The 23,942-nt window shown below is 64.9% G+C and carries 20 protein-coding genes; 12 read left to right on the top strand and 8 right to left on the bottom strand.

The features are described 5' to 3' along the window. Positions 1–72 precede the first annotated feature (72 nt). The 6 genes from AC3WOG_RS12740 (at position 73) to AC3WOG_RS12715 (ending at position 8,601) form a co-directional block, all read left to right on the top strand. The gene (locus AC3WOG_RS12740) at positions 73–1,491 is read left to right on the top strand and encodes a hypothetical protein (RefSeq protein ID WP_492578327.1); all 1,419 of its coding nucleotides are present in this window, start codon (positions 73–75) and stop codon (positions 1,489–1,491) included. 11 nt (positions 1,492–1,502) lie between these two features. Further along, entirely contained in the window at positions 1,503–2,744 is a 1,242-nt protein-coding gene (locus tag AC3WOG_RS12735; RefSeq protein WP_492579787.1) for a glycosyltransferase family 4 protein, read from the top strand. Continuing rightward, entirely contained in the window at positions 2,741–3,895 is a 1,155-nt protein-coding gene (locus tag AC3WOG_RS12730; protein WP_492578326.1) for a glycosyltransferase family 4 protein, read from the top strand. Before AC3WOG_RS12735 ends, AC3WOG_RS12730 begins: the two co-directional genes overlap by 4 nt. A 13-nt stretch (positions 3,896–3,908) precedes the next feature. After that, the gene (locus AC3WOG_RS12725) at positions 3,909–6,293 is read left to right on the top strand and encodes an NHL repeat-containing protein (RefSeq protein ID WP_492578325.1); all 2,385 of its coding nucleotides are present in this window, start codon (positions 3,909–3,911) and stop codon (positions 6,291–6,293) included. A 143-nt stretch (positions 6,294–6,436) separates the two neighbouring features. Continuing rightward, entirely contained in the window at positions 6,437–7,450 is a 1,014-nt protein-coding gene (locus AC3WOG_RS12720; RefSeq protein ID WP_492578324.1) for a glycosyltransferase family 2 protein, read from the top strand. Next, positions 7,447–8,601 carry a glycosyltransferase family 4 protein gene (locus tag AC3WOG_RS12715; RefSeq protein WP_492578323.1) on the top strand — a complete coding sequence of 385 codons (1,155 nt, stop codon included), beginning with the start codon at positions 7,447–7,449 and terminating at the stop codon, positions 8,599–8,601. Before AC3WOG_RS12720 ends, AC3WOG_RS12715 begins: the two co-directional genes overlap by 4 nt. Before the next feature lie 37 nt (positions 8,602–8,638). On the opposite strand, the gene AC3WOG_RS12710 is transcribed toward AC3WOG_RS12715, so the two are convergent. From AC3WOG_RS12710 to AC3WOG_RS12700, 3 genes are all read right to left on the bottom strand, one after another. Then, complete coding sequence (locus AC3WOG_RS12710; RefSeq protein ID WP_492578322.1) at positions 8,639–9,718, bottom strand: glycosyltransferase family 2 protein; 1,080 nt, start codon at positions 9,716–9,718, stop codon at positions 8,639–8,641. Between the two features lie 43 nt (positions 9,719–9,761). Then, positions 9,762–11,234, bottom strand: coding sequence for a flippase (locus AC3WOG_RS12705; protein WP_492578321.1), 1,473 nt, complete (start codon positions 11,232–11,234; stop codon positions 9,762–9,764). Between the two features lie 140 nt (positions 11,235–11,374). Beyond that, positions 11,375–12,466 (bottom strand): acyltransferase family protein, encoded by a 1,092-nt coding sequence (locus AC3WOG_RS12700; RefSeq protein ID WP_492578320.1) that lies wholly within the window; start codon positions 12,464–12,466, stop codon positions 11,375–11,377. A 329-nt stretch (positions 12,467–12,795) separates the two neighbouring features. Between AC3WOG_RS12700 and AC3WOG_RS12695 the strand changes: the two genes are divergently transcribed. The 6 genes from AC3WOG_RS12695 (at position 12,796) to lepB (ending at position 19,374) form a co-directional block, all read left to right on the top strand. Next, complete coding sequence (locus AC3WOG_RS12695; protein ID WP_492578319.1) at positions 12,796–14,724, top strand: alpha/beta hydrolase family protein; 1,929 nt, start codon at positions 12,796–12,798, stop codon at positions 14,722–14,724. After that, on the top strand, positions 14,721–15,560 hold the full coding sequence (locus tag AC3WOG_RS12690; protein WP_492578318.1) for a class I SAM-dependent methyltransferase: 840 nt from the start codon (positions 14,721–14,723) through the stop codon (positions 15,558–15,560). The genes AC3WOG_RS12695 and AC3WOG_RS12690 overlap by 4 nt, the downstream gene beginning before the upstream one ends. A 61-nt stretch (positions 15,561–15,621) precedes the next feature. Continuing rightward, on the top strand, positions 15,622–16,251 hold the full coding sequence (locus tag AC3WOG_RS12685; protein ID WP_492578317.1) for a flavin reductase family protein: 630 nt from the start codon (positions 15,622–15,624) through the stop codon (positions 16,249–16,251). 359 nt (positions 16,252–16,610) lie between these two features. Next, positions 16,611–17,330, top strand: coding sequence for a FadR/GntR family transcriptional regulator (locus tag AC3WOG_RS12680; protein WP_492578316.1), 720 nt, complete (start codon positions 16,611–16,613; stop codon positions 17,328–17,330). A gap of 177 nt (positions 17,331–17,507) precedes the next feature. Next, positions 17,508–18,497, top strand: a complete 990-nt coding sequence (locus tag AC3WOG_RS12675) for a Gfo/Idh/MocA family protein (RefSeq protein WP_492578315.1) — start codon at positions 17,508–17,510, stop codon at positions 18,495–18,497. A 178-nt stretch (positions 18,498–18,675) separates the two neighbouring features. After that, a complete protein-coding gene (lepB, locus tag AC3WOG_RS12670; RefSeq protein ID WP_492579786.1) occupies positions 18,676–19,374 on the top strand; it encodes a signal peptidase I in 699 nt (232 codons plus the stop codon). A 38-nt stretch (positions 19,375–19,412) separates the two neighbouring features. Here the strand turns inward: lepB and AC3WOG_RS12665 are convergent, their stop codons facing one another. From AC3WOG_RS12665 to aat, 5 genes are all read right to left on the bottom strand, one after another. Next, on the bottom strand, positions 19,413–20,072 hold the full coding sequence (locus AC3WOG_RS12665) for an amino acid ABC transporter permease (RefSeq protein ID WP_492578314.1): 660 nt from the start codon (positions 20,070–20,072) through the stop codon (positions 19,413–19,415). A 135-nt stretch (positions 20,073–20,207) separates the two neighbouring features. After that, on the bottom strand, positions 20,208–21,002 hold the full coding sequence (locus tag AC3WOG_RS12660; RefSeq protein WP_492578313.1) for a cystine ABC transporter substrate-binding protein: 795 nt from the start codon (positions 21,000–21,002) through the stop codon (positions 20,208–20,210). Positions 21,003–21,118: 116 nt separating this feature from the next. Further along, positions 21,119–22,141 carry a quinone-dependent dihydroorotate dehydrogenase gene (locus AC3WOG_RS12655; RefSeq protein WP_492578312.1) on the bottom strand — a complete coding sequence of 341 codons (1,023 nt, stop codon included), beginning with the start codon at positions 22,139–22,141 and terminating at the stop codon, positions 21,119–21,121. Positions 22,142–22,252: 111 nt separating this feature from the next. Further along, complete coding sequence (locus tag AC3WOG_RS12650; RefSeq protein ID WP_492578311.1) at positions 22,253–23,074, bottom strand: arginyltransferase; 822 nt, start codon at positions 23,072–23,074, stop codon at positions 22,253–22,255. Positions 23,075–23,200: 126 nt separating this feature from the next. Beyond that, positions 23,201–23,938, bottom strand: a complete 738-nt coding sequence (gene aat / locus AC3WOG_RS12645; RefSeq protein WP_492578310.1) for a leucyl/phenylalanyl-tRNA--protein transferase — start codon at positions 23,936–23,938, stop codon at positions 23,201–23,203. Positions 23,939–23,942 lie beyond the last annotated feature (4 nt).

Here is a 23,942-nt window from a genome sequence, read left to right as displayed (position 1 = left end):
CGTGCACTGCCCGGCGCCGCTGCGTCGTCTGCCGGAGCGGCCGCGGGCGTGCCGCTCCGGCGGACTGCGGGCATGCGTCATCCCACCCGCCTGCCGTTCGTGCTTTTCGCTGTCACGCTCCTCCTGATCGTCCTGCGTCAGGCGAAGCTGGCGGAGATTATCTTTCCGCTCGGTGCGTTCGGCGTCGCGTTGCTGCTGTATCGCCGCTCGCCCGCGCATTATCTCGGCTTCGTTTGCTGGCTGTTTTTTCTGTCGCCGGAAGTGCGTCGTCTCGCGGACTTCGCCAACGGTTTGTTCAACCAGCAAAGTCCGGTGATGGTCGCACCGTTGCTGGCGGTCTCGCTGAGCGGCTTCACGCTGGTCAGGAACTTCCGCATCCTCGGCGAACGCCGTGCCGCGCCGCTGGTGATGATCATGCTGGCGCTGTTCTACTCGTTCGTGATCGGCATGGCGGCGGTCGGGCCGGCCGCCGCGCTGTACACGCTGATCAACTGGATGTTCCCGGTGCTGGTCGCGTTTCATCTCGTCGCGACCTGGCGCGAGTATCCGGTCTATCACCGCGTGCTGCTCAAGACTTTCGTATATGCGGGCTTCGTGATGGGCCTGTACGGCGTGATCGAGTTCATCTCGCCGCCGCCGTGGGACGCCTTCTGGCTGCTGTCCTCGCAGATGACCTCCGAGGGTACGGCGGTGCCGTTCGGCATGCGCGTCGGCAGCACGATGAATTCATCGGGTCCGTTCGCCACGACCATCATGTCCGTCATGCTGCTGTCGCTCGGCGCACGCGGCAAGATGCGCATTGCGATGGGAATCGTCGGCATTCCCGCGCTGATGTTCACGGCGGTGCGCGGGGCGTGGGGCGGTCTGGTGATCGGCTTGATTTACCCGCTTGCGATGCTCGACGGTAAAGGGCGACTGCGGCTGATCGCCGGTCTGCTGGGCTTCGTGATGCTGGGCGCGCCGGCGCTGATAATCGACGAAGTGTCCGAGCCGCTCATGAAGCGCTTCGACACGATTCAGAACATTAGTGAAGACAACAGCTACCAGGTGCGCGCCGAGTTCTACAAGCAGTTCTTCACGGTTGCGCTGAGCGATATCGCGGGGCAGGGGCTCGGCACCACGGGTCTGGGCAGCAAACTTTCCGCCGACGATACGCAGCAATTGAGCGTCGTATTCGATAGCGGCGTGATGGAAGTGCCGTACGTGATGGGCTGGCCGGGCACGCTGCTCTATGTAGGCGGGATCCTGATGCTGATGTGGCGCGCGTTCGCCGCGAGCCGCCTGCGCTCGAAAGACCGGCTGGCGATTTCCGGCGTCGGCGTGTCGCTCGCGATCTTCGCGATGATGGTGTTCGTCAATACCTTGACCGGGCTGCCTGGCTTGTTCTTCTTCGTCGGCGTGATCATGCCGGTGATCAGCTTGCGGCACGCGCGCCATCTGCATGGACCTGCAGCGGCCAAGGCGCCGCAAGCCCGGGGGAGCCAGGTATGACGGGTAAGGCAATGCGGATTCTGATCGTCACACATGTGGTCGCCAAAGGCGACGGACAAGGGCGCGTCAACTACGAGATCGCGCGCGCCGCGCTCGAAGCCGGTCATGACGTCACGCTGCTGGGTTCGAAGGCCGCGCCGGAAATCAGCGGACATGCGCGGGCGCGCTTCGTGAAGATCGCCGAAAGCCGGCTGCCGTCGCGGCTCCTGCAGTACCAGATGTTTGCGTGGCGCACCGCGCTGTGGATTCGCGCGCATCGTCAGGAGTTCGATGTGATTCACGTGAACGGTTTCATCACGTGGGCGCGCGCCGACGTCAACGCCGTGCATTTCGTTCACGACGGCTGGTATCGGTGCGGCTTCTATCCGTTCCGTTTGAAGGACGGCGCCTATGCCGCCTATCAGGTGATCTTCACGCGCGTGAATGCGTGGTGCGAGCGCCTCGCGTTCCGCCGTGCGCGGGTGGTGGTGCCGGTGTCGGCGAAAGTGGGCGCGGAAGTGTGCGCACTCGGCATCGATGCGGCGCGCCTGCACGTGATCCACAACGGCGTCGATATCGAAGAGTTCACGCCGGGCAAGGTGCCGCGCGCGCGCTTCGGCTTGCCGGAAGGACCGTTCATGCTGCTGTTCGCCGGCGACCTGCGGGTGCCGCGCAAGAATCTCGATACCGTGCTGCGCGCATTGGCGGCGACACCCGATGTGCATCTCGCGGTTGCCGGGGGCTTGCGCAACAGTCCGTATCCGGCGCTGGCCGAGTCGTTCGGCGTGAGCGAGCGGGTGCATTTCATCGGCTTCGTCAAGGAGATGCCGGACCTGATGCGCTCGGTCGATGCGTTCGTGTTTCCGTCGCGTTACGAGGCAATGAGTCTGGTGTTGCTCGAAGCGCTGGCCTCGGGTTTGCCGGTGGTCACGGTGCGTACGGCCGGCGGCGCGGAAGTGATCGGCGCGGGCTACGGCACCGTGCTCGACAGCCCTGACGACGAAGCGGGACTGGCGGCGGCGATCGCGCGGCTCGCGCGGGACCATGAGTACACCCAGCGGATGCGGACCGCGGCGCGCATTCTTGCTCGAACACTGACCTGGCAGATCATGGCGAATCGCTATCTGGCGCTCTATGAACGGATTGCCGCCGAGCGTGCCGCTTCGTCGGACGCTTCGTCGAACGTAATGGGGTTAGCGGACGTGACGCCGAACACCGACACTGCCACCGCGGGCACTGCGGCCACTGCAGCAGTCACGGCGGTGAAATCATGAGCGCGCAGATTGATTCGCTGCAAATCGGCATGCACTGGTTCGGCGAGCGGCCGGGTGGGCTCGATCGCATGTTCAAGGCGTTGATCGAATCATTGCCCGCGCAGGGCGTGAGCGTACGCGGCCTGGTTGCGGGAAGTCCGGGCGTGCTGGCGGATTCCGGCGGTGCGGTGCAGTCGTTCGCCAATGCACAGGCGGGCATCGGCACACGGTTATGGGGAGCGCGTTCGCAGTCGCGGCGGCTTGGGCGCTTGCGCAAGCCCGATGTGGTCGCGTCGCACTTCGCGCTGTATGCCGCGTCGACCCTCGGCGTGTTCGGCAGCGTGCCGCGGGTCGTGCATTTTCATGGACCATGGGCCGACGAATCCGGCGTGGAAGGGCGCACCGGTGTGGCGGTCGCGCTGCGCTATTCGCTCGAACGCATGGTGTATCGCGGCGGCACGCGTCATATCGTGCTGTCGCATGCATTCGGTGACATTCTGCGCATCCGTTACCGTGTGCCGGAGGAGCGGATTCGCGTGGTGCCGGGCTGCGTCGACGTGGATCGTTTCGCCACGCCGGTGAGCAAGCGCGAGGCCCGCGAGCGGCTCGGTCTGCCGCAAGACCGGCCGGTGCTGTTTTGCGTGCGGCGGCTGGTGTCGCGTATGGGCCTCGACGATCTGGTCGATGCGATGTTCGTCGTCAAGCAGGCGGTGCCCGACGTGATGCTGGTGATCGCCGGCAAAGGGCCGATGCAGGAACTGCTGCGCGGGCGCATCGTCGCGCGTGGCCTCGAGCAGCAGGTGGGCCTTGCCGGTTTCGTGCCGGACGATGCCTTGCCGCTCTGGTATCGCGCGGCCGACGTGACGGTGGTGCCCACCGTCGCGCTCGAAGGTTTCGGTCTGACGACAATCGAATCGCTCGCGGCCGGCACGCCGGTGCTGGTGACGCCGGTCGGCGGCTTGCCGGAAGCGGTGGCGCCGCTCTCGCCCGATCTGGTGCTGCCCTCGGGCGGCTTTCACGCGATCGGCTGCGGCATTGCGGATGCGTTGCTCGGCGTGCGCGTGATGCCGGACCCGGACGCGTGCCGCGACTATGCACGCAGGTACTTCGATCACCCGGTGGTGGCCGCGCAGGTGGCCGAGGTCTATCGCGACGCGATAGACGCGTTCTGAGAGGAACCCGCCGATGCTGCGCATCCCTCGAAAGACATTCGACTGGATCGTATGTACCGGCGCGTTGTCGCTGCCGGTGATCGCGGTGGTCCTTGCGCTGGAATCGGGTGGCGTGGCGATTCGGGCGGCAGTACCGGCTGAATCGGGTCCCGCGGAATCGGCCGCCACCGCCGCCGCGGCCGAACCGGCGCTTCCCGCCGCAGCGCATTCATCGCTGTCCTATCGAACTTCGTGGATCGGCAACACCTGGGGCTACAAGGACCAGCGCTGGGTGCAGATCGATGTAGAGGCGCTGGCCGTCACGCCACAGGGTGACGTCTTCACCAACACACCATGGGATGAAGGCGGCGGCGAGATCGGTCACTACCGTGACGGCCAGTTGCTGGGTTATGCCGGAGAATCGCACGGCTGGGGCATGGGCGGTGGCGACGCCATCGCCGTCAACGATGACTACGTATTCGCCGCTCAGACCGTCAGCTCGCTCGGTGACAAGATCGCGGCCGAGAAGAATCTGCCGCCGAAGGACACCATCTGGTATGGCGTGTCCCGGCGCAACCGTGCCGATTTCCGCAATGGCGCGCCGTTCGCGGGGCAAGTCAGGTGGCCCAGTCGAAACGCGTTCCTGCGTGTGATCGTGACGTCGCCAGGGAGCGGGGATTTCGCCATACGCGGTCTTGCGGCCGATGCGACGCGACTCTTCGTGTCGAATCCACGAGACAACCGCGTGGAAATTTTCGATGCGCGTTCGATGCAGCCGGTCGGCAGTTTCCCGGTGCACGAACCGGGCAAACTCGCGATCGCGCCTGATGGGACGCTTTGGATCATTGAGGACATCCGCACAGACAATGCGCAGCGGATTGTCCATCACGCACGCGATGGCGCGCAGCTGGGCTCGCTTGCGTTGCCGCCCGGCACGGTGCCGACCGACCTCACGCTCGATGCGCGTGGCCGGCTGTTTGTGGCGGACAACGGCCCGCGCCAGCAGGTGTTGATTTTCACGGCCGCGGCGGATTCTTCTGCGTCGCCGGCGTCCACGGCATCGGGCAACCCGATTCGCAAGGACGCATCCATGCAATTGTCGGCCACCTTCGGCGAAGCGGGCGGCATCTATGCGGGCAGGGCAGGCAAGCCCGGCCCACTGCGCTTTAACGGCTTGACAGGCGTGGGCGTGGACCGCGCAGGAAACATCTACGTGTCGATGAACGGTTCGGGGCTGCGTGGGTTCGAGCCGGGCCCGAACAACAGCGACGGCACACTGATCGAGAGCTACACGCCCGCCGGCCGGCAGCGCTTCAGTCTGCAGTCGCTGCTGTTCGTCGACGGCGCGGAGTTCGCGGGCGGCAATCCGCCGTCCGTGTACAGCGGCAGCAAGCGATTCGTGCTCGACCTGTCGCGTCCGGCAGGGCAGGAGTGGTCATATGCGGGACACACCGCCGACCGCTTCCGCTATCCGTACGATCCGTTCTTCCGCCTGAAGCAGGGGCAGCGGGGCATGCCGCTGGTGCGCGACGTCGACGGACACCGGCTGCTGTTCACGACCGACATGGCCTCGATGTACCTGCGCATCTACCGTTTTGCCGACGATCGCGAAACCGCGATTCCGGCGGGTTTTTTCGCGCGCGCGCACATCGACGGCGCGTGGCCGCCGAACCAGCCGGCGCATGGCGAATGGATCTGGCACGACACGGCTGGCCAGGGCCGTTTTGCGCGCGGCGATTTCGACCAGAACGCGGCCCGTAGCGACGCACCCGACCTTCAGGCGTGGTGGGTCGACAGCAACGGCGACGTGTGGCAGGGCACCAAGGCGGACGGCGTGCGCCGCTTCCCGCTGCAGGGCTTCGACCGTACCGGCAATCCGCTCTACCGCTACGCCGCGATGCAGACCTGGCCGACGCCGGCGCCGTTGAACCGGATTTCGCGCCTCAACTATTTCCCCGCCGACGACACCATGTTCATCAGCGGCTCGACGCCAGCGCGGCCCTATAACGAGGAGAACTGGAACGGTACCGGCTCGACCCTGGTGCGTTACGACCACTGGAAAAGCGGCCACCCCGTGCTGCGCTACGCGGTCGACCTGCCGGATCAGGGGCCACCCGACAGGGAGGAGTTGAATGGATTCGCCGTCGAAGGCGACTACATTTTCGCGGGCGAGACCCTGACCGGCATCATTCGCGTGTACGACCGCGACACGGGACGCGATATCGGCCGTCTCGCACCGGGGCCGGAAGTCGGCAGGACAAGCGGCTGGCTCGACGTGGCGATGCCGATTACCGCGCATCGCCTCGCGTCAGGCGAATACCTTGTGTTCGTCGAAGACGACGCGCACGGCAAGGCGATGATGTACCGCTTCAGCCCGCCGGCCCGCACGATGGCGGCGAATCGCGCCGCTCTCGACTGAACGTTGCGCGGGCATCCATCCATGAAAATTCTCACCTCGTCCAACCTGACGCGCCGGCGGCCACACTGGCGCGCACTTGCCGGAATTCCGGCGCGTTGCGGCGCCAAATGCAGCGCCAAACGGAGCGCCAAACGGAGCACGCGATGAACCGTCCCACCACCAACCCACTTGTCAATCCGACGAGCGCCGCGCAATCGCGGCCTGCCAACGATGCGGCTTCCAGCGCCGCGACGCATGCCGCCGGCTTCGCTGTCTGCGTGACGACGATGAACCGGACTGACACGCTTGCGGCCTGCCTCGACAATCTTGCGCGTTGCGTGCCGCCGCCCGCGTGCATCGTCGTCAGCGACGATTCTCCGGAACCGGCTACGCGCGCGGCCAACGCGGCCGTCGCGGCGCGCCATCCCGGCACGGTCTGGGTGGAAGGTCCGCGCGCGGGAGTATGCGCGAACCGTAACAACGCGGTGCGCCATTGCCTCGCGCACGCGCCGCAATGCGGCTACGTGTCGTTCTTCGACGATGACATCCAGCCCGACGCTGATTTCTTTGCCGCTGCGCGCGACTACGTCGCGAACCTCGCGCCGCAGCAGCGCGGTTCGGTGATTTTCACGGGTGGCGCGTCGAGCGGGCCGCACCTCCACGAGTGCCGGCCGTTGCGCCTGTCGTTCATGTGTTACTTCGCGAGCGGCGACGAGCCGGAGTGCGTGAACATTCACGCGTGCGTGTTTCCGCTCGCGTTGTTCCGCGAGGAAGAGTGGGACGAAAACATCTTCTTCGGCGTTGAGGATGCCGAACTGTCATTGCGCGCACTGCGGCGCGGTTATGCGATCCAGCTGGCGCCCGGGCTGCGGGTGCGCGACACGATGCCCGGCGGCGGCGTGCTGCACAAACCTGATCCGCGTGGTGGACTGACGCGCTATCAGCAGCACTGCGAGGCGGCGCGCCTTTACGTCGGCGTCAAGCGCTATCGGACGATCGCGCCCGACGCGCTGAAACTGACCGCCTTCGTGACGTGGTATTTCGTCCATCTGTGCATCTATCTGGCGCGCATGCATTCGCTTCGCTCGCTGCTGCCGATCATTCGAACCTCCAATTTCACACGCGTAATGAACCCACCAAAAACCATGTCGAACGCCCAGAGGATCACGACGCCATGAACATTCTTCTATCCATCCATCACGAACTGGACCGCAGCACCGGTGCGCCGGGTGTGACGTTAAAGCTGGCCGACGCGCTGCAAAAACGCGGTCACCATGTGCAGACGTTGTCGTTCGACGACGTGGCCTGGTCAGCAGGAACGTTGCGCAAGATTGTTTTCCCGTGGTGGATTTTCGCGCACGTGCTGGCTCATCCCGAATACGACGTGCTCGATCTTTCTTCCGGTGACGGCTGGGTCGTCAATCTTGCCCGGCGGCTGAGCGGCTGGCGCAAGCACCAATTGAGCGTCACGCGCAGCCACGGCTTCGAGCACATGGGGCATGACCTGTTTGTCAGAAGTTGTGCGGATGGCCACACCACGATGTCGTGGCGCTACCCGATCTATAGCGGCGGCTACAGGCTGTGGGAGTGCCGGCGGTCGTTCGAACTGGCGGATGTATCGCTCGTACTCAACGACGCGGAATCGCACTATGCGCAGACCCGCTTCGGTGTCGACGCCGCACGCATCGAGAAGATCGGCAACGGTATCGACGAGCGCTTCACGCGCATTGCACAGCGATTGATCGCCGGGACGGCGTCTGCGGCGGTCGACCCGATCAACGTCGCGTTCGCCGGCCGGGCGGAGTTCTGGAAGGGCTTCACGTTTCTCGCCGAAGCCATGACCGGCATTCTCGCGCGCTATCCGCAGGCGAAGCTCGGCCTGTTCGGCACCGGCGGAACCGAAGATAGCGTGCTGGCTGCTTTTCCGGAGGCGGTGCGCTCGCGCGTCGTCGTCATGCCGCGTTACGAAAACGCGGACCTGCCGGCGCTGCTGGCCGATTTTCAGATCTTCGCGTTCCCGTCGCTCACGGAAGGATTTGGCGTGGCGCCGCTGGAAGCGATGGCGTGCGGACTGGTGCCGGTCATCGCGGATATTCCGGGACCGCGCGAATACATGCGCGATGGCGAGAACGGCATCGTTGTGCCCGTGCGCGATGCCAAGGCGCTGGAAGCCGCGATCGCCGGCATGATCGGCAATCGCGAGCGATGGCTCGAATTGCGCCGCGGCGCGCTCGCGACGGCCGTGAATTATTCGTGGGCCGATCTTGCTGCACGGTTCGAGAAGGTGTACTACCAGCACCGCCGGCACCTGTCGCTGGCGCGCGCCTGAAGCTAGGGCCGGGGCACGACGCGCCGCCCATGCACTGTCAGGATTTCTGCTCGGGGCGTGCAGCCTGCGGTTCGCGCAGCGCCGCGTCGATTGCCTCGGCTCCCGATCCGGAAGGACGAACGAGCGCGAGACAGAGGTCCTTCGCGAAAGCATGCAGCGGCGGCCGGATCGGATTGAAACGATACGACCAGCCGGCGCTTAGCGCGCCGAGCGCGCCCAGCCTTGAGAACAGATTCCGCGCGCGGTATAGGGTGCTGCGCCCGAGCAGGAAATCATGGGTCCGCTCGTAGCGGCGGCTGGCTCTTTCGAGACGCCCCTTCCAGCGCGCGCCTTCCGGCGCTGCCGCGAGGCGCGCGAGCGTGTCGCTGTATTGCCGGGCGAGCGCTGCACCTTCCTGATAGGTCGCCGCGCCGGCGGCGGCGCTCAGGTTCCAGCTTTTTTTTAGTGTGCTCCGCACAGCGCCGCAGGTGTTGCCGCCGTGCTGACGGTACAGCGTCAGCGGCTTGCGGATGTATTTGACCGTACCCACCGCGTCCGCGAGCGTCGATACCCATTTGTCGTGTGATGCTTCATAGCGCAGGTTGTGGGCATCCGGAAAGCGCGGGTGATGTGCGAGCAGCGGCAGAAGGGCGGCGTCGAACGTAATGCAGAGCCCTGCGAAAAAGCCGAGCGGCGGCAGGCGTTCCGGTCCGTTGCCACGCCGCACGCGGCACCCGGCGGTGATGCCGGGGATCGGCCGTAACGCAGCATCGACCGTCCGTACCGGATGAACGACCATCGACGCGTGCCGGTAGGCCGCCGCGCGCGCGACGAGTTCGAGCTTGTCTTTCAACCAGACATCGTCCTGATCACAGAAAGCAATCCAGTCGCCTTCGCACAACGACGCAGCCCGCAGGAAGTTGTCCGCGAAGTTCAGGCGCTCCGGATTGCGATAGACCCGCACGTCGAACGGCGCGTGCTCAGCGAAGCGTTCGATGATCGCAAGCGTCTCGTCGGTGGAACCATCGTCGGTGACGACGAGTTCATGCGGCAGGAAGGTCTGGCCGGCGAGGCTGTCGAGTTGCTGCCTGAGGTACGCCGCGCCGTTGTAGGTAGCCATTGCAATGGAAATGCGCATGATGGTCTATTCGGTGAAGGAAGGTGGGTGCATGTGGCGGCGCTTACACGCGTCGCCACGTGTGCTGAAGCATCGAGGAGATCACGCGCGTCACGCGCGCGCGGAACAGCGGCTCGGCCGATACGGCCCACGCAAGCGCCACGCCAGTCAGCACGACCCACGCGGCCACGCGCGTCCAGGACGGCCACGGAAACAGCAGTGTCGCGCCGTACGCGGCGATCACGAGCAGCGCGGGCGCGACCAGTTGCCGCGTCAGTTGCGGGCCGAAGCGCGCGGCCCAGAAGAGCAGCAATCCGTCCACCGCGCAGCGCGCGCTCCACGCCAGAGCGGCGCCGATCAGCCCGAAACTGTGCAACGCCCACCACAGCAAACCGATAAACGGCACCAGTTCGTACGCGTGGAAACGGGCCACCACGTCGGGCCGCCCGATCGCCTGCAAATGACCGTATGGAATGAACGCGAGCGAGTTGATCCACACGCCGAGCAAAATCGTTTCGCCCACCGATACCGCCTTCGACGCGAAATCGTGCCCGGTCCACAGCGTCAGGAACGGCTGCATCAGGAAGATGCCGAAGACGATCATCGGCGTCATCGCGGCCGCAAGACCACGCATCGCGCTGATCGCCAGTTCGGCGGCGTTCGGCGCGTCGAGTGCCGACAGGCGCGGAAACAGCGTGCTCGAAATGACGCCTGGCAGGATGCGCACACGCACGGCGAGATTGAACGGCACCTGGTAGTACGCGACCATCTGCGCGCCGAGCACGCTGCCGATCAGGAGGCGGTCCGCGGTTTCCAGCAACGGACTTGCGAGATTCGTCACGGTCACCCACGCGCCGTAAGCGAACAGCGGCTTGACGAGCCGCTTGCGCGGACCGCCGGCGAAACGCAGCGGAAACACCCGGAATACCACGGCGATCAGCAACAGCAGCGAAACGGCGCTGCCGACGATCGCAGCGGGAATCAGGTATTGCAGGTACGGCCCCATGATGATCGCGGTAACCAGCGGCATGACCTGGAACATCAGCATGCCGATGAATTGCACCGCGTTGAGCGGGCCGAACTGCTCGCGTCCGGTCAGCGCACCGGAGAACACGCCGGTGACCGTCGCGAGCGGGACGGAGCAGGCCATCCACGGCAGCGCGGCGAGCACTTCCGCGTTCAACGCCGGTTCGAGATGAAACTGCGTGAGCAGCAGGCGGCCGGCCGCGAGCAGCGCAAGGCCGCCGGCGACGCCGAATCCCGCATTCAGCGCGAGGGCCGTCCACAGCACGGATTCGCGCTCGGCCGGCGTCGCTTCGGCGAGCTGGGCGATCCGGTTCGACGTTGCCGCCGACAGCCCGAGATCGAAATAACCGAAATACCCCTGCAGCATCCAGACGATCGCGAGCACGCCATAGCGCGCGGCGCCGACATGCTCCAGATAGAGTGGCACCGTGACCAGCGAGACGAACATCGGCAGCGCGCTGCCCAGAAAGTTGAACAGCGCGTTTCGTTTCAGACTGGATCTGGGATTCATGGGATCTGTGGTGATTCGCGTTTCGATGCCGATGGACGGCATCGGGTTTGACGGGGGCGCCGCAGTTATTCTGCAGCGCCGCTGCGCACGGTGTTTGTGCGTAGCCGCACCCACGGCTGGCGGAACCTGGGTGATGGGCCTCATGCAGCGCCGGTGGCGGCGGACTGCGCGGCAGCGGTACGCGTGCGCCGAGCCTTGACGAACGCGCGCCTCAGTCGTTCGGACGGCTCGTCGACATAGCGATAGATGAGCCACGACACAGCGGCTACGGCGACGATCATCAGCAGAATCCACGGCATCCGCGCGGCGCGCGACAAATGAAGGCAATGTTGAAGGAAGATCGGCAGGGCCGCGCCATGGACGAGATAGACCTCATAGGACAGATTGCCCAGCATCCGGTCGGCGCGTGTGCCGGCTCGCCGGACGGTCGCCATCGCATAGGGGACGAGCAGCAGCGCGAGCAGGCCGTTAGCCTGCGCGTTGTACTGGGTAAGCGGACCGGAAAAGCTGCCCCATAAGAAAAATTCGCGCGCGTGCGGCAGCGCAATGCAGCCGAACAGTAGCAGCGCGGCGCCCATCAGGCTGGCCAGTGCCTGGCCGCGAGACGGGCGCCAGCCATGACGGGCCGCCAGCAGACCGCACAGGAAGAACCCGAGATAAAGTGGCAGCGTGCCGGTCGTCGGGCGCAGACCATAGATCGTGAAAAGCACCGCGAGGCCCGCGGCCGCGAAGCCGTATAGAGAGAGACGGCCTGTCGAGCGATGCGTCGTGCGCTCGAGCAGCCAGATAGCGAGCGGGGCGAGCAGATAGAACTGCAATTCGATATCGAGCGACCACACCGTCGGCACCACATTGGCAGGCGCGCTGAGCTGGGCATAGCCGAGCAGAACCAGATGCGACGCATAGAAATTGAGCGAAGCCGGTGACCAGTCGTTGGGCAACTGGAACGCCAGCCAGCCGAGCGGATGTACGCACAGCGCAAGCACCGCCAGCGTTGCGTAGAACACCGGGAACAGCCGCCAGACGCGCGACACGAGGAACGTCATGTATGGGCGATCGAGCGACGCGTACTCGGCATGCCACATCTGATAGATCCAGTAGCCGCTCAGTGCGAAGAACAGGTAGACGGCGGCTGGACCGAGCGCAAGCGGCAACACATGACTGACAAAGACCGTGCAGGCGAGCGCGAGACGGAATGCGCCAGGCGGCATAACCAGATTGCGTGTGTTCATCGCGTGTGCTCGAGAGGCGGTTCAGGTATGGGTGTTCACGATTCAGAACTGGCAGGTGAACATAAATTCGAAGGTATTGAAGAGCATGTTCAACGCGCGCGCGTTGACCACGCCACGGCTCGCGCAGTACGGTGGACGATGCCCGAGATGGTGCGCCAGGACAGGCTTTGAATGTGTGCGCGCGCGTACAGATAAGCGCGGCCCGCGGCAGTTTAATGATCGACATATACGGCGGCGCGTTCTGGCGAACGTCGGCAGGGACAAAACAACATGACGGCCCGTGCTCCGGTGAGCGAGGCGCCGCACGCGGCCATCTGCGAGGGAAGACCATGAGACCTGTCGTCTTCGACGACTGCTTTGGCTGGCTGCATCCTGCGGCCGGCAAGCAGGGTGTCGTCCTGTGCAATCCGTTTGGATATGACGCTCTGTGTACGCATCGCGGCTGGCGCAAGCTCGCCGAACGTATCGCTGCCGCCGGTATGCCGGCGTTGCGTTTCGATTACCCCGGCGCGGGCGATTCGGCTGGCGTGGAAGACGATCCACAGCGCGTCGACGCGTGGCTCGACAGCATCGCCGCCGCGACCCGCCGTTTGCGCGAATGGACCGGTGTGACGAGCGTCTCGCTGGTGGGCCTGCGTCTCGGCGCGACGCTGGCGGCGCTGGCCGCGCAACGGCTCGGCGATATCGAGGGACTGGTGTTGCTGGCGCCGCCGATTGCCGGCCGCAACTATCTGCGTGAGTTGCGCGCGCATCGCCAAAGCTGGCTCAGCACGCCCGCAGGCATGAACGCCGACCCGATAGCCGATCTCGATGCTTATGTGGAGGCGTTCGGCTTCGGCCTGCACGGCAGCGACATCGCGCGTATCGGCGCATTGGATCTGTGCAGCGACACGACCAGGCCCGCGCGGCGCGTGCTGCTGCTCGATTCCAGCGAGCGCCGCCGCGCAGATGCGCTGGCCGAACACTATGCCGCCAATGGCGTGAGTGTCGAGCGCGCTTGCTTCGACGAGTGCGATCGCTTCGTGATCGAAGCGCTGTATAGCGAAGAACCGGTCGCGGCGTTTTCACGCGTCACGCAATGGCTGTTGGAAGGTGCAAGCGTTGCCAGCGCAATCGGCGCGGCAGTTCAGTCAGAGACCCAACACCTTCTCGACGCATCGCCTTTGGCTTTGCCCGAACCCACGCTCACGCTGGATAACGCTGTCGAGCAGCCGATCGTGTTCGGCAACTACTTCGGTATTTACTGCGAGTCGCTTGTCCCGCGTATGGACACGAACGGACTGGCCCCGCCCGCGATGCTGTTCGTCAACACCGGCGCGAGCCACCACATTGGCGATGGACGCATCTTCGTGCTGTTCGCGCGGCGGCTGGCGGCGCTCGGCATCGCGTCATTGCGCATGGACCTGCGCGGACTCGGCGACGCCACGCCGGCGGCTGAGTCCATTACGCTCGACACGATCTATTCCGATACCTCGTGCAACGATGCGGCCGCGGGCGCCGACTGGCTAGTCGTGCAAGGCCATGCGCGGGTCGTCACATTCGGCGTGTGCGGCGGCGCGTTCGTCGGGCTGCATGCGTGCGCGCGCCATCCGAACGTCGTCGGCGGCTTCGGCGTGAACCTGCAGAAGTTCATCTGGGACGGCGCGGCCCGCGAACCGGGTGCGCAGCAGTTCGCTTCGTCGAAGGTCTATTGGCGCTCGGCGCTCACCGGCGCGAAATGGTCGCGCGCGCTGCACGGCCAGAGTCATCCGCTGCGGATCGCAAGAGTGCTCGGCAGGCGCCTCACGCGGCGCTGCTGGCTCGCCGCTATCGGCTGGATCGAACATCGAACCGGTTGGCCGCTGACGCGCAACGAGGTGCGCGACATCGTCCGCACGCTGCACGCGAAGGGTGTGCAGATGCGGCTCGCGTACGGCGAGTTCGACGTCGGCCTGGATGAAGCGCGCGTGCAATTCGGCGCGCGGCTGGGCGCGTTGCTGCACTATCCGCGCGTGCGCGCCGTCACGCTGCCCAAACTCGATCACGCGCTGTTCACGCGCCCCGCGCGCGAAGCGGTAATGGCCGACGCCGAAAAGTGGCTGTTCGCCGACGTGATCCGCGCGGCCGTTCCTGCCGCCGCCGCTGCACGGGCTTCAACCGATACCACCGGTGCAATGACGCCGGCGCTTTTTCAGCATCAGTCCGTGAGTGCGCCGACGGCTGGAGCAACGGATTCCCGAACCACGGCGCACCCCTACCTCGACGGAGCACGCCCGTGAATACACAGTTGCAGTCCGAGTTGGATCGCGTCAATCGCATCGCGTGGAATTCGCCGGATGCGACGCGCGAATTCACAACCGAAAAGACTTTCTCCGACCCGGGCGAACAAGCGGCCTTCGATTGGATCGGGCCGCGTTGCGCGGGCCAGCCGTTGCTCGATATCGGCATCGGCGCGGGCCGCACGATTCCGTTGATGACCGCGATATCGAGCGACTACACCGGCGTCGACTACACGCTGAAACTACTGGAAATGGCGAAGGCGCGCTATCCCGAACTGGATTTGCGGCACATGGATGCACGCGACATGTCGGCGCTTCCGTCCGCGCATTACGGCCTGGTCGAGTTCAGCTGGAACGGCATCGATTGCGTCGACTACGACGACCGCGTGAAGATTCTCGAAGAGATGTACCGCGTGTTGCGGCCAGGCGGTTACCTGCTGTTCTCGACGCACAACCGCGGCGGACCGGGCTATGGCGAGAACCTCCGGCAACTGCTGCCGGAATTCACGTTCAATCCGCTCAAGCTCGGCTGGCGCACGTTGCGCTCGCTGCGGCGCTTCCAGCTCGGCACGTTGAACTATATGCGCAACGTGCGGCTGAATCGCGACTACGGCAGCTATGCGCTGAAGACGGCGGCGGCGCACAACTTCGGCATTGTGATCGTCTATACGACGCTCGCCGAACAGCGCCGGCAACTCGCCGAGGTCGGCTTTCAGAGCGATGCGGTGTTCGGTAGCTGCGAGGGCGAGCGCATTCCCGACGACGTGGAAACCAGCAGCGCGTGGTGGTTTCACTTCATCGCGCACAAACCGGTCGCGGCATGCTGCTTCGACTGATCGCCGGGTCGGGGCTGAGCAGACCACATCCAATCAGATTGAACAGCGAAGGAGGGCGGCAATGCAGGCCCGGGCACTTCAAACTGACAGCCAGCAAGGGCCGGCCGGCGGCCCGGCGGCTGACGAGCCGGCCGGCCCAGACGCGGTCGGCTTCGACGCGGCCAGCTTCGACGCGGTCGGCTTCGACGCGGTCGGCTTCGACGCGGTCGGCTTCGACGAGCGCCGCTTTCGTCATGCGCTGGGGCGCTTCGCAACCGGCGTAGTGGTGATTTCGACCGGCAGTGGCGACCGGTTGCACGCGATGACCGCCAACGCTTTCATGTCAGGTTCGCTCAAGCCGCCGCTGATCGTGGTGTCGGTTGGGCATCGCGCGCGCATGCACGAGCGGTTGATGGCGAACACGCTGTTCGGCGTCAGCGTGCTGTCCGACGCGCAGGAGCCGCACAGCCGTCACTTCGCCGGCGAGCCGCAGACCTGGCTCGCGCCGCGCTTCGCGGCGGTCGACGGCTTGCCGGACGTGGTCTTGCTCGAACACGCGGCGGCCCGCTTCGCCGCACGGATGGTGGACCGCCATCCGTGCGGCGATCACACGCTGTTCGTCGGCGAAGTGCTGATGTTCTCACTCGATGAGCACGCGCCGCTGATCTTTTTTGGCGGGCGTTACGCGTCGGTCGCAACGAGCGCCTGCTGAGCGGATCGTCGTTGCTGATCTGCTTAAATCCGCTCGCGCTTCGCGCTCCTGCCTTGTCCGCACGCGCCGGGTGTTGCGGATTCGCCTATTCGTCTCACTACGTGCGTCTTCGCACGATGCAAATTTCGCAACGCAGGCACGCTTGTGACGCAAGCTTATGGCCCGTCAAACCGTGCTGCGTTACAAAGAAGAAACAATTCCTCAGAGGGATAACCCTGTCAGGAAGTGTCCCAACTGGCGCAACTGGTTTGAAGCTAGCAACGTATCGTAAATGTAATCGAAACGCATAAAAAACGACACACGAGGGCCGCTTGATCAACAGGCTACGCGGGGGCAAACACCGCTTCGGGGAGAGTGTCATGGAACAGGCAAACAAGGATCGATCGCTGGTGAGCAAAGTCATGGACGGGCTCGTCACGGGCATCGTCGAAGAAAAGTACGGCGCGATCCTGCCTCCGCAGGATGTGCTGTCGAAGGAGTTCGACGTCAGCCGGACCGTGATGCGCGAGGCACTCTCGATGCTGCTCGCGCGCGACATGCTGGACGTGCGGCCGAAGATCGGCACGCGCATCCGGCCGATGAGCGATTGGCGCATGATCGACGAGGACGTCGTGAACTGGCGCTTTCGCGCGAAGCCCGATCCGCTGTTTCTGCGCGACGTGATCGAGTTTCGCATCCTGATCGAACCGCGCGCGTCGGCGCAGGCGGCCGCGCGCGGCAGCGCGGCCGACATCGCGGCGATTCGCGAGGCGTTCGACGCGTTCCGTGTGATCCGGCCGGGCGAGGCTGGCTATCAGGACGCCGACGAGCTGTTCCACACGCGCATCGTCGTCGCCAGCGGCAATCAGTTCTTCAAGCAGATGGCGGCGATCATTCGCGGCGCGCTGTCGACCGTCAACCCCATCGTCAACCAGAAGGAAGGTCTCTGGGAGAAGGCCATCGGCACGCATCAGCGCGTGATCGAAGCGATCGAACGGCGCGATCCGAAGGACGCGGAACTCGCGTCGCTGGCGATGATCGACTACTCCACGGAAGAGCTCGGCAGTACCTTTTCGCACGAACCACCGATACGCGGCTGAGCGTGGCCGCTGCGGCGGTGCATCGGCCGCGGTCTGGTTCAATGGCCTGCGAGACCTTGTGTAAGTAACGAACGGCGCGGCACGGCGTGGCTATATGTCCACGCACTGGCGCGCGGCATGCGCGACAATAGCGCCTGTTCTGAACTGCACGGACTCGAAGGAACGATGACAATCGCCATGGAACAAGCCCCTTCGGGGGACACCGTGATTCGCTGGGGTATCGTCGGGACGGGTCGCATCGCCCGTCGTTTTGCTCAAGGTCTCGCTCATGTACCGCACGCGCAACTGAGCGCGCTGTGGTCGCGTCGCGCCGGGCCGGCCGCCGCCTTTGGCGCTGAATTCGGCGGCGAGGTCTGCGCGAGTTTCGACGCGCTGCTCGCAAGCGGCATCGACGCACTCTATATCGCCACCGTCCAGGACAGCCACGCCGACTACGCGATCGCCGCGCTGCAAGCCGGTCTGCACGTGCTGTGCGAAAAACCCGCCACCATCAACGCGCCGCAGCTCGAACGCGTGCTGAGCGCCGCGCGCTCTGCGCAACGGCTCTTCATGGAGGCGATGAAGCCGCCGTTCTATCCGCTCTACAGAAAGTTGCGCGCGCATCTGGATGCCGAGCCGATCGGCGAGGTGGGTCTCGTGCGTGCCGGCTGTTCGGTGCCGGGCGTGCCGGACGATCACCCGTCGCTGTCGTTCGAGCATGCGGGCGGCGCGTTGCTCGACATCGGCATCTACGAGATATTTCTGGCGATCGACTGGCTCGGCGCACCGCGCGAGGTGCAGACGCTCGGGCGGCTCGGGTCCACCGGCGTCGATACCTTTGCGAGCCTCAATAGCCGGCACGAGCGTGGTATCGCGCAGCTATTTTGCGGGCTCGATCTGCACGGCAAGGGCGATGCGCTGCTGATGGCCAAAGGCGGCCATGTGACGATCCACGAGCCGTGGTGGAACCCGTCGCGCGCGACGATCCGTTACGCCGACGGCCGCGTGGTCGAACTCGACGAGCCATTCGAAGGCGGCGGTCTGAACTACGAGACCGCGCATTTCTGCGAGCTGATTCGCGCCGGCCAGCTGGAAAGCCCGCTGATGCCGCACGCCACTTCGTTGCAGATGATCGCGATGGCCGATGCCGCGCGCGCCGCGCTGGGGCTCAAATTCGCGGGGGAATGACGTGGGCACGCTGGGGGCATGACAGGAACACGACGGATGCATGACGGGCAGCCGAGGTAGCCGAGGTAGCCGCGTTGCTTCCACTGGCGGTGGTACGATTTGCAGCGGGCATGCGGATTCGAACACAAGGGTCCGTATGATCGCAGCTTTCGAACACCTTCCACTGGAGTCGCCTTCGATGCGCATGCTTGGAAAATTGTGGCGCGACAACAAGAGCCTCGTCGCGTTTCTGTTCCTGATGGTGCTGTTCCGCAGCGCCGTGGCCGACTGGAACGTCGTGCCGAGCGGCTCGATGCTGCCCACTATCCGCGAAGGCGACCGCATCTTCGTCGACAAGATGGCCTACGATCTGCGCGTGCCGCTGACCCACATCGCGATCGCACATCTGCACGATCCGCAGCGCGGCGACATCGTCACGATCGATTCGTCGGCGGCGCATGAGCTGATCGTCAAGCGTCTGATCGGTTTGCCGGGCGACCACGTGGCGATGCGCGACAACGTGCTGTACGTGAACGGCGTGCGGGCCGATTATCGGCCGCTGAAACTCGCGCCATTGCCGGGCGACGCCGCGTCCCCCGGCGACTATCTGACCGAACGCTTCGACGGCGTCGCGCATACGGTGCGGCTTTCGCCTGAAGCGCCGAGTCCGCGCAACTCGTTCGGGCCGGTGGTCGTGCCGCAAGGCGAGTATCTGATGCTCGGCGACAATCGCGACGACAGCGCCGACTCGCGCTACTTCGGCTTCTTTCCGCGCAAGGAACTGATGGGCCGCACGCGTCACGTCGCGTTTTCGCTGGACCCGGACCACTACTACATACCGCGCTTCGAACGCTTCGGCGCGGCGCTGGATGCTACGTCGTCGGTCGCCAGTCGATAAGCCAACCGATAAGCCAGCAAGCGGCGAGATAGGGGTGCTCAGTGCCGCGACGGCAGCGCAAGGCGCCGTTCGTACCAGCGCTGCACCCATTCCAGCACCTGACACAGCACCCAGTAGACCGCGGCTGCCGCGAGATACAGCGGCAGCGGCTGATAGGTCGACGCGATGATCTCCTGTGCGCTGCGCAGCAGTTCAGTCACGGTAATTACCGACACCAGCGAGGTATCCTTGATCAGGCTGATCAAGCTGTTCGACAGACTCGGCACGGCAATGCGCAAGGCCTGCGGCGCGATCACGTAGCGCAGCGTCTGACGCCGCGACAGGCCGAGGCTATAAGCGGCCAGCCACTGGCCCTGGTGAATACCGAGAATCGCGCCGCGCATGCTTTCCGACAGATACGCCGCCACGTTCGCCGACAACGCGATCACGCCGGCAGGCGTCGGGTCGAGCGAGATGCCGAGGCTCGGCAAACCGTAATAGATCACGAAGATCTGCACCAGCAGCGGCGTGCCGCGCATCAGGCTCACGTAGATGCGCGCGAGCCAGTTCAGCACGCGGTTGTGGCTGATCCCCATCACCGCGAGCACGGCGGCGGCGAACAGGCCGAAGATCATCGACAGAACCGCGAACTTGACCGTCAGGACGGCGCCCTGTGCGAGCACAGGAAGCGATTGGACGAGCAGGGAAGTGGTGGACATGAGCGGTGGTCTGGTTGGCGCGGCAAAGCGCACATCATAAACTTGGGCGGGTGTTCTTCAGCGAGCAGGCGGACAGGCAGAAAAGCGAAGGGCGGCATCGTTGACGATGCCGCCCTTCGTTTCATCAAGCACGCTTTACTTGAGCGGCTTGCTGACGTCGATACCGAACCACTTGTCCGAGATCTTCGTGAACGTGCCGTCCGCTTCGAGCTGGGTCATCGCGTCGTCGATCGCCTTGACGAACTTAGGATTGCCCTTCCTGAACGGGATGCCCGACGGGTTGCCCGCGCCGACCGTGGCGCCCGTGCGCAGCGGCAACTGCGAGTTCTTCATCAGATACGCGAGCATCAGGCGGTCGTTGAGCGCCGCATCCAGCCGCCCGGCGGCCAGATCGCGCAGATACTCGGGCGCGCCCGGATACGTTTTCACGTCGATGCCCGGCACCGACTTCGCCATGTCCATGTAGTTCGTGCCGAGACCGACGCCGAGCTTCTTGCCCTTCAGATCGTCGAGCGACTTGAACTGGCGCGTGTCGTCCTTACGCTGGATCAGTTGCGCGGCCGAGTACGTGTAGGCCGGCGAGAAGTCGAGCGCCTGTTTGCGTGCGTCCGTGATGCCGACCTGGTTGACGATCACGTCGAACTTGCCCGCCTGCAGACCGGCGATGATGCCGCTCCATTCGGTCGTGACGAATTCCGGCTTCACGCCGAGTTTCGCGGCGACGGCTCTAGCGACATCGACGTCATAGCCGACCAGTTCGCCCGACGGCGCTTTCGAGTTGAACGGCGGGAAGGTGCCTTCGAGACCGACGCGCAGCGTGCCGCGTTGCTTGACCTGGTCGAGCAGGTCGTCTGCGCGGGCAGTCACGGCAGTGAACGACGCGCCGATCAGGCCGGCTACTACGATCTTTTTCAGCAAGCCAAATTTCATCGTGTTCCTTTTATTCGATGGCGTTTTAACAGACGAAAGCATAACAAAGCAGACTATCGAAGCTTAAATATTGTTTGTTTATGTCTATATTCCGATGCGACCCGCATCGCTCGGTGTTAGCGCAGCGCTTGCGCGCATTCGGCCACCAGCGCTGGGCCGCGGTAGATGAAGCCGGTATAGAGCTGCACCAGCGACGCGCCGGCGGCCAGCTTCGCGCGTGCATCGTCACCTGAGAAAATCCCGCCCACGCCGATGATCGGCACCGCCTCGCCGACTTCGGCGCGCAGCTTGCGGATCACTTCGTTCGACGCGTCGAACACCGGCTTGCCCGACAGGCCGCCGGCTTCGTCGCCATATTGCATGCCGGTGACGGCGGTGCGCGACAGCGTGGTGTTGGTGGCGATCACGCCTTCGAACTGGTGGCGCAAGAGCGTATCGGCGATCGACTTGATCTGTTCGTCGTCGAGGTCCGGCGCGATCTTCAGCGCAAGCGGCACCAGCTTGCCGTGCATGTCGGCCAGACGCTGCTGTTTGTCTTTCAGCGCGGCGAGCAACGCGTCGAGTTCGCCCGCGCCTTGCAACTGGCGCAGATTCTTCGTATTCGGCGACGAGATGTTGACCGTCACATAGCTCGCGAACGGGTACACGCGCTCGAGGCAGTACAGATAGTCTTCGGCGGCGCGTTCGATCGGTGTGTCGGCGTTCTTGCCGATATTCAGCCCGAGCACACCGCGATAGCGCGCGGCCTGCACGTTCTTGACGAACTGGTCGACGCCCGCGTTGTTAAAGCCCATCCGGTTGATCACGGCGTTCGCTTGCGGCAGGCGGAACATGCGTGGGCGCGGATTGCCCGGCTGCGCGCGCGGCGTGACCGTGCCCACCTCGATGAAGCCGAAGCCCAGCGCGGCGAGGCCGTCGATGCAGGCGCCGTCCTTATCGAGGCCGGCGGCGAGCCCCACCGGATTGCGGAATGTCAGCCCCATCACGGTGCGTGGCGCATCCGGCACGCGCGGCGCGAGCGTGCCCGCGAGGCCGGCGCGGCCGGCGGCGCCAAGGATACGCAAGGTCAGGTGGTGAGCGTCTTCCGCGTCCATGCGAAAGAGTTGGGCGCGTACGAGCGGGTAGAGGGAACTGAACACGGGACGAAGCCGGGCGGCCGAAAAATAGGAACCTGCTATTTTACCGGCTTTGGGGCATGAATGAGACCGACTGGAAGGCGGGTGGGGGCCAATCTCCGCCGCCCGTTGCCGTTACGGCCGAAGCGGCCCGCGTTTGCCGTGGATCGCCAGGTCCACCGGCGGCAGATCGACACTCGCCGGATCGAGCACCTTCCACGCACCGTCGATCAGGCCTTCGAGCGGCCGGAAATTCGCCTTGTAGGCCATCTTCGGACTCTCGCGAATCCAGTAGCCGAGGTACACGTACGGCAGCTTGAGGCTGCGCGCCTGTTCGATCTGCCAGTAGATGTTGTAGGTGCCGAAGCTGCTGTGCGGCAGATCCGGCTCGAAGAACGTGTACACCGACGAGAGCCCGTCGCCGAGTATGTCGATCATGCTGATCATGCGCAGGACGCCCGGCGCTTCGGGATGATCCGGCAGCGGTTCGCGAAACTCGACGAGCCGCGAGTTGATCCGGCTTTGCAGCAGGAACTGTTCGTATTGGTCGCGGCTGTCGCGATCCATGCCGCCGCCCGCATGCCGCGCCGACTGGTAGCGCATGTAAAGCGCATAGTGCTCTTCGTCGTAATGAAGCGGCGCGACGGTGGCGATCAGCTCGCCGTGCTTCTTCCAGACGCGCCGCTGGGTGCGGTTCGGCTCGAACTGGTCGACCGGCACGCGTACCGGCACGCACGCGCGGCAACCATCGCAATACGGACGATAGGTGAACACGCCCGAACGCCGGAAGCCCGCCTTGACGAGGTCGGTATAGACGTCGGAGTTGATCAGATGGCTGGGGGTGGCGACTTGCGAGCGCGCGATGCGTCCATCCAGATAGCTGCAGGGATAGGGCGCCGTTGCATAAAATTGCAGCGCGGAAAGCGGAGAAAGAGGCAGCTCGTTGGGATGAGTCACGTTGGCAGCTCTCGAAGCGTCTCTGGTAATGCAAACCCGGCGCGCCTTGCGGCTCGTGACCCGCGGCTCGGTAGGCAGCGGATCCGGATTCGGCCTGATTTTTCCTGATGCGTCCTGGTTCGTCAGTTACGCCGCCGGCGCGACCACATCGAGCAACACGGTCTTGTCGAAGCGCCAGGGAATCGGCGCCGCGTCGACAGACGCGCGAACGTGCGCGATGAACGCTTTGCGCGCTATCTCGCGACCGCCTAGCGACGCCAGATGCGACGTGTTCTGCTGGCAGTCTATCATTTCTATTTCGTGACGGCGCAAGTGTCCGACCAGCGCGGCCAGCGCCATTTTCGACGCATCGGTGACGTCCGCGAACATCGATTCGCCGAAGAACATCCGGCCGAACGACACCCCATACAAGCCGCCCACGCGTTTGCCTTCGAACCAGGTTTCGATGCTGTGCGCGTCGCCCAGCCGATGCAGCGACGAATAGGCTTCGACCACGTCCGCGGTGATCCACGTGCCGCGCTGACCGCGCCGCGGCGCCTGCGCGCAGGCGCGCATCACGGCGGCGAAATCGTGGTCGACGCGGATTTCCCATGCGTCGTCACGCAGGACGCGCTTCAGCGTTTTACGCAGCGACGGCGACACTTTGAACTCGGCGGGGCGCAGGATCATGCGCGGGTCGGGGCTCCACCACAGCACCGGCTGGCCGTCTGAATACCACGGGAAGATGCCGCGCCGATAGGCGTCGATCAGCCGCGACGGCAGCAGATCGCCGCTCGCGGCGAGCAGGCCGGGTGCGCCGCTTGTCGCGCCGAGCGCGCGCTCGACGGACGGAAACGGATCGTCAGGTCCGAGCCAGGGAACCATGCGC

The organism is Paraburkholderia sp. FW306-02-B, assembly GCF_058782725.1.
The sequence above is the reverse complement of the archived record's forward strand: the minus strand, read 5'-3'. Positions and strand labels throughout refer to the sequence as shown.

Excerpts from the sequence above, each read along its gene's own strand:
- AC3WOG_RS12740 (WP_492578327.1), top strand. The coding sequence starts at position 73 with ATGCGTCATCCCACCCGCCTGCCGTTCGTGCTTTTCGCTGTCACGCTC.
- AC3WOG_RS12735 (WP_492579787.1), top strand. The coding sequence starts at position 1,503 with ATGCGGATTCTGATCGTCACACATGTGGTCGCCAAAGGCGACGGACAA.
- AC3WOG_RS12730 (WP_492578326.1), top strand. The coding sequence starts at position 2,741 with ATGAGCGCGCAGATTGATTCGCTGCAAATCGGCATGCACTGGTTCGGC.
- AC3WOG_RS12725 (WP_492578325.1), top strand. The coding sequence starts at position 3,909 with ATGCTGCGCATCCCTCGAAAGACATTCGACTGGATCGTATGTACCGGC.
- AC3WOG_RS12720 (WP_492578324.1), top strand. The coding sequence starts at position 6,437 with ATGAACCGTCCCACCACCAACCCACTTGTCAATCCGACGAGCGCCGCG.
- AC3WOG_RS12715 (WP_492578323.1), top strand. The coding sequence starts at position 7,447 with ATGAACATTCTTCTATCCATCCATCACGAACTGGACCGCAGCACCGGT.
- AC3WOG_RS12710 (WP_492578322.1), bottom strand. The coding sequence starts at position 9,718 with ATGCGCATTTCCATTGCAATGGCTACCTACAACGGCGCGGCGTACCTC.
- AC3WOG_RS12705 (WP_492578321.1), bottom strand. The coding sequence starts at position 11,234 with ATGAATCCCAGATCCAGTCTGAAACGAAACGCGCTGTTCAACTTTCTG.
- AC3WOG_RS12700 (WP_492578320.1), bottom strand. The coding sequence starts at position 12,466 with ATGAACACACGCAATCTGGTTATGCCGCCTGGCGCATTCCGTCTCGCG.
- AC3WOG_RS12695 (WP_492578319.1), top strand. The coding sequence starts at position 12,796 with ATGAGACCTGTCGTCTTCGACGACTGCTTTGGCTGGCTGCATCCTGCG.
- AC3WOG_RS12685 (WP_492578317.1), top strand. The coding sequence starts at position 15,622 with ATGCAGGCCCGGGCACTTCAAACTGACAGCCAGCAAGGGCCGGCCGGC.
- AC3WOG_RS12680 (WP_492578316.1), top strand. The coding sequence starts at position 16,611 with ATGGAACAGGCAAACAAGGATCGATCGCTGGTGAGCAAAGTCATGGAC.
- AC3WOG_RS12675 (WP_492578315.1), top strand. The coding sequence starts at position 17,508 with ATGGAACAAGCCCCTTCGGGGGACACCGTGATTCGCTGGGGTATCGTC.
- lepB (WP_492579786.1), top strand. The coding sequence starts at position 18,676 with ATGCGCATGCTTGGAAAATTGTGGCGCGACAACAAGAGCCTCGTCGCG.
- AC3WOG_RS12665 (WP_492578314.1), bottom strand. The coding sequence starts at position 20,072 with ATGTCCACCACTTCCCTGCTCGTCCAATCGCTTCCTGTGCTCGCACAG.
- AC3WOG_RS12660 (WP_492578313.1), bottom strand. The coding sequence starts at position 21,002 with ATGAAATTTGGCTTGCTGAAAAAGATCGTAGTAGCCGGCCTGATCGGC.
- aat (WP_492578310.1), bottom strand. The coding sequence starts at position 23,938 with ATGGTTCCCTGGCTCGGACCTGACGATCCGTTTCCGTCCGTCGAGCGC.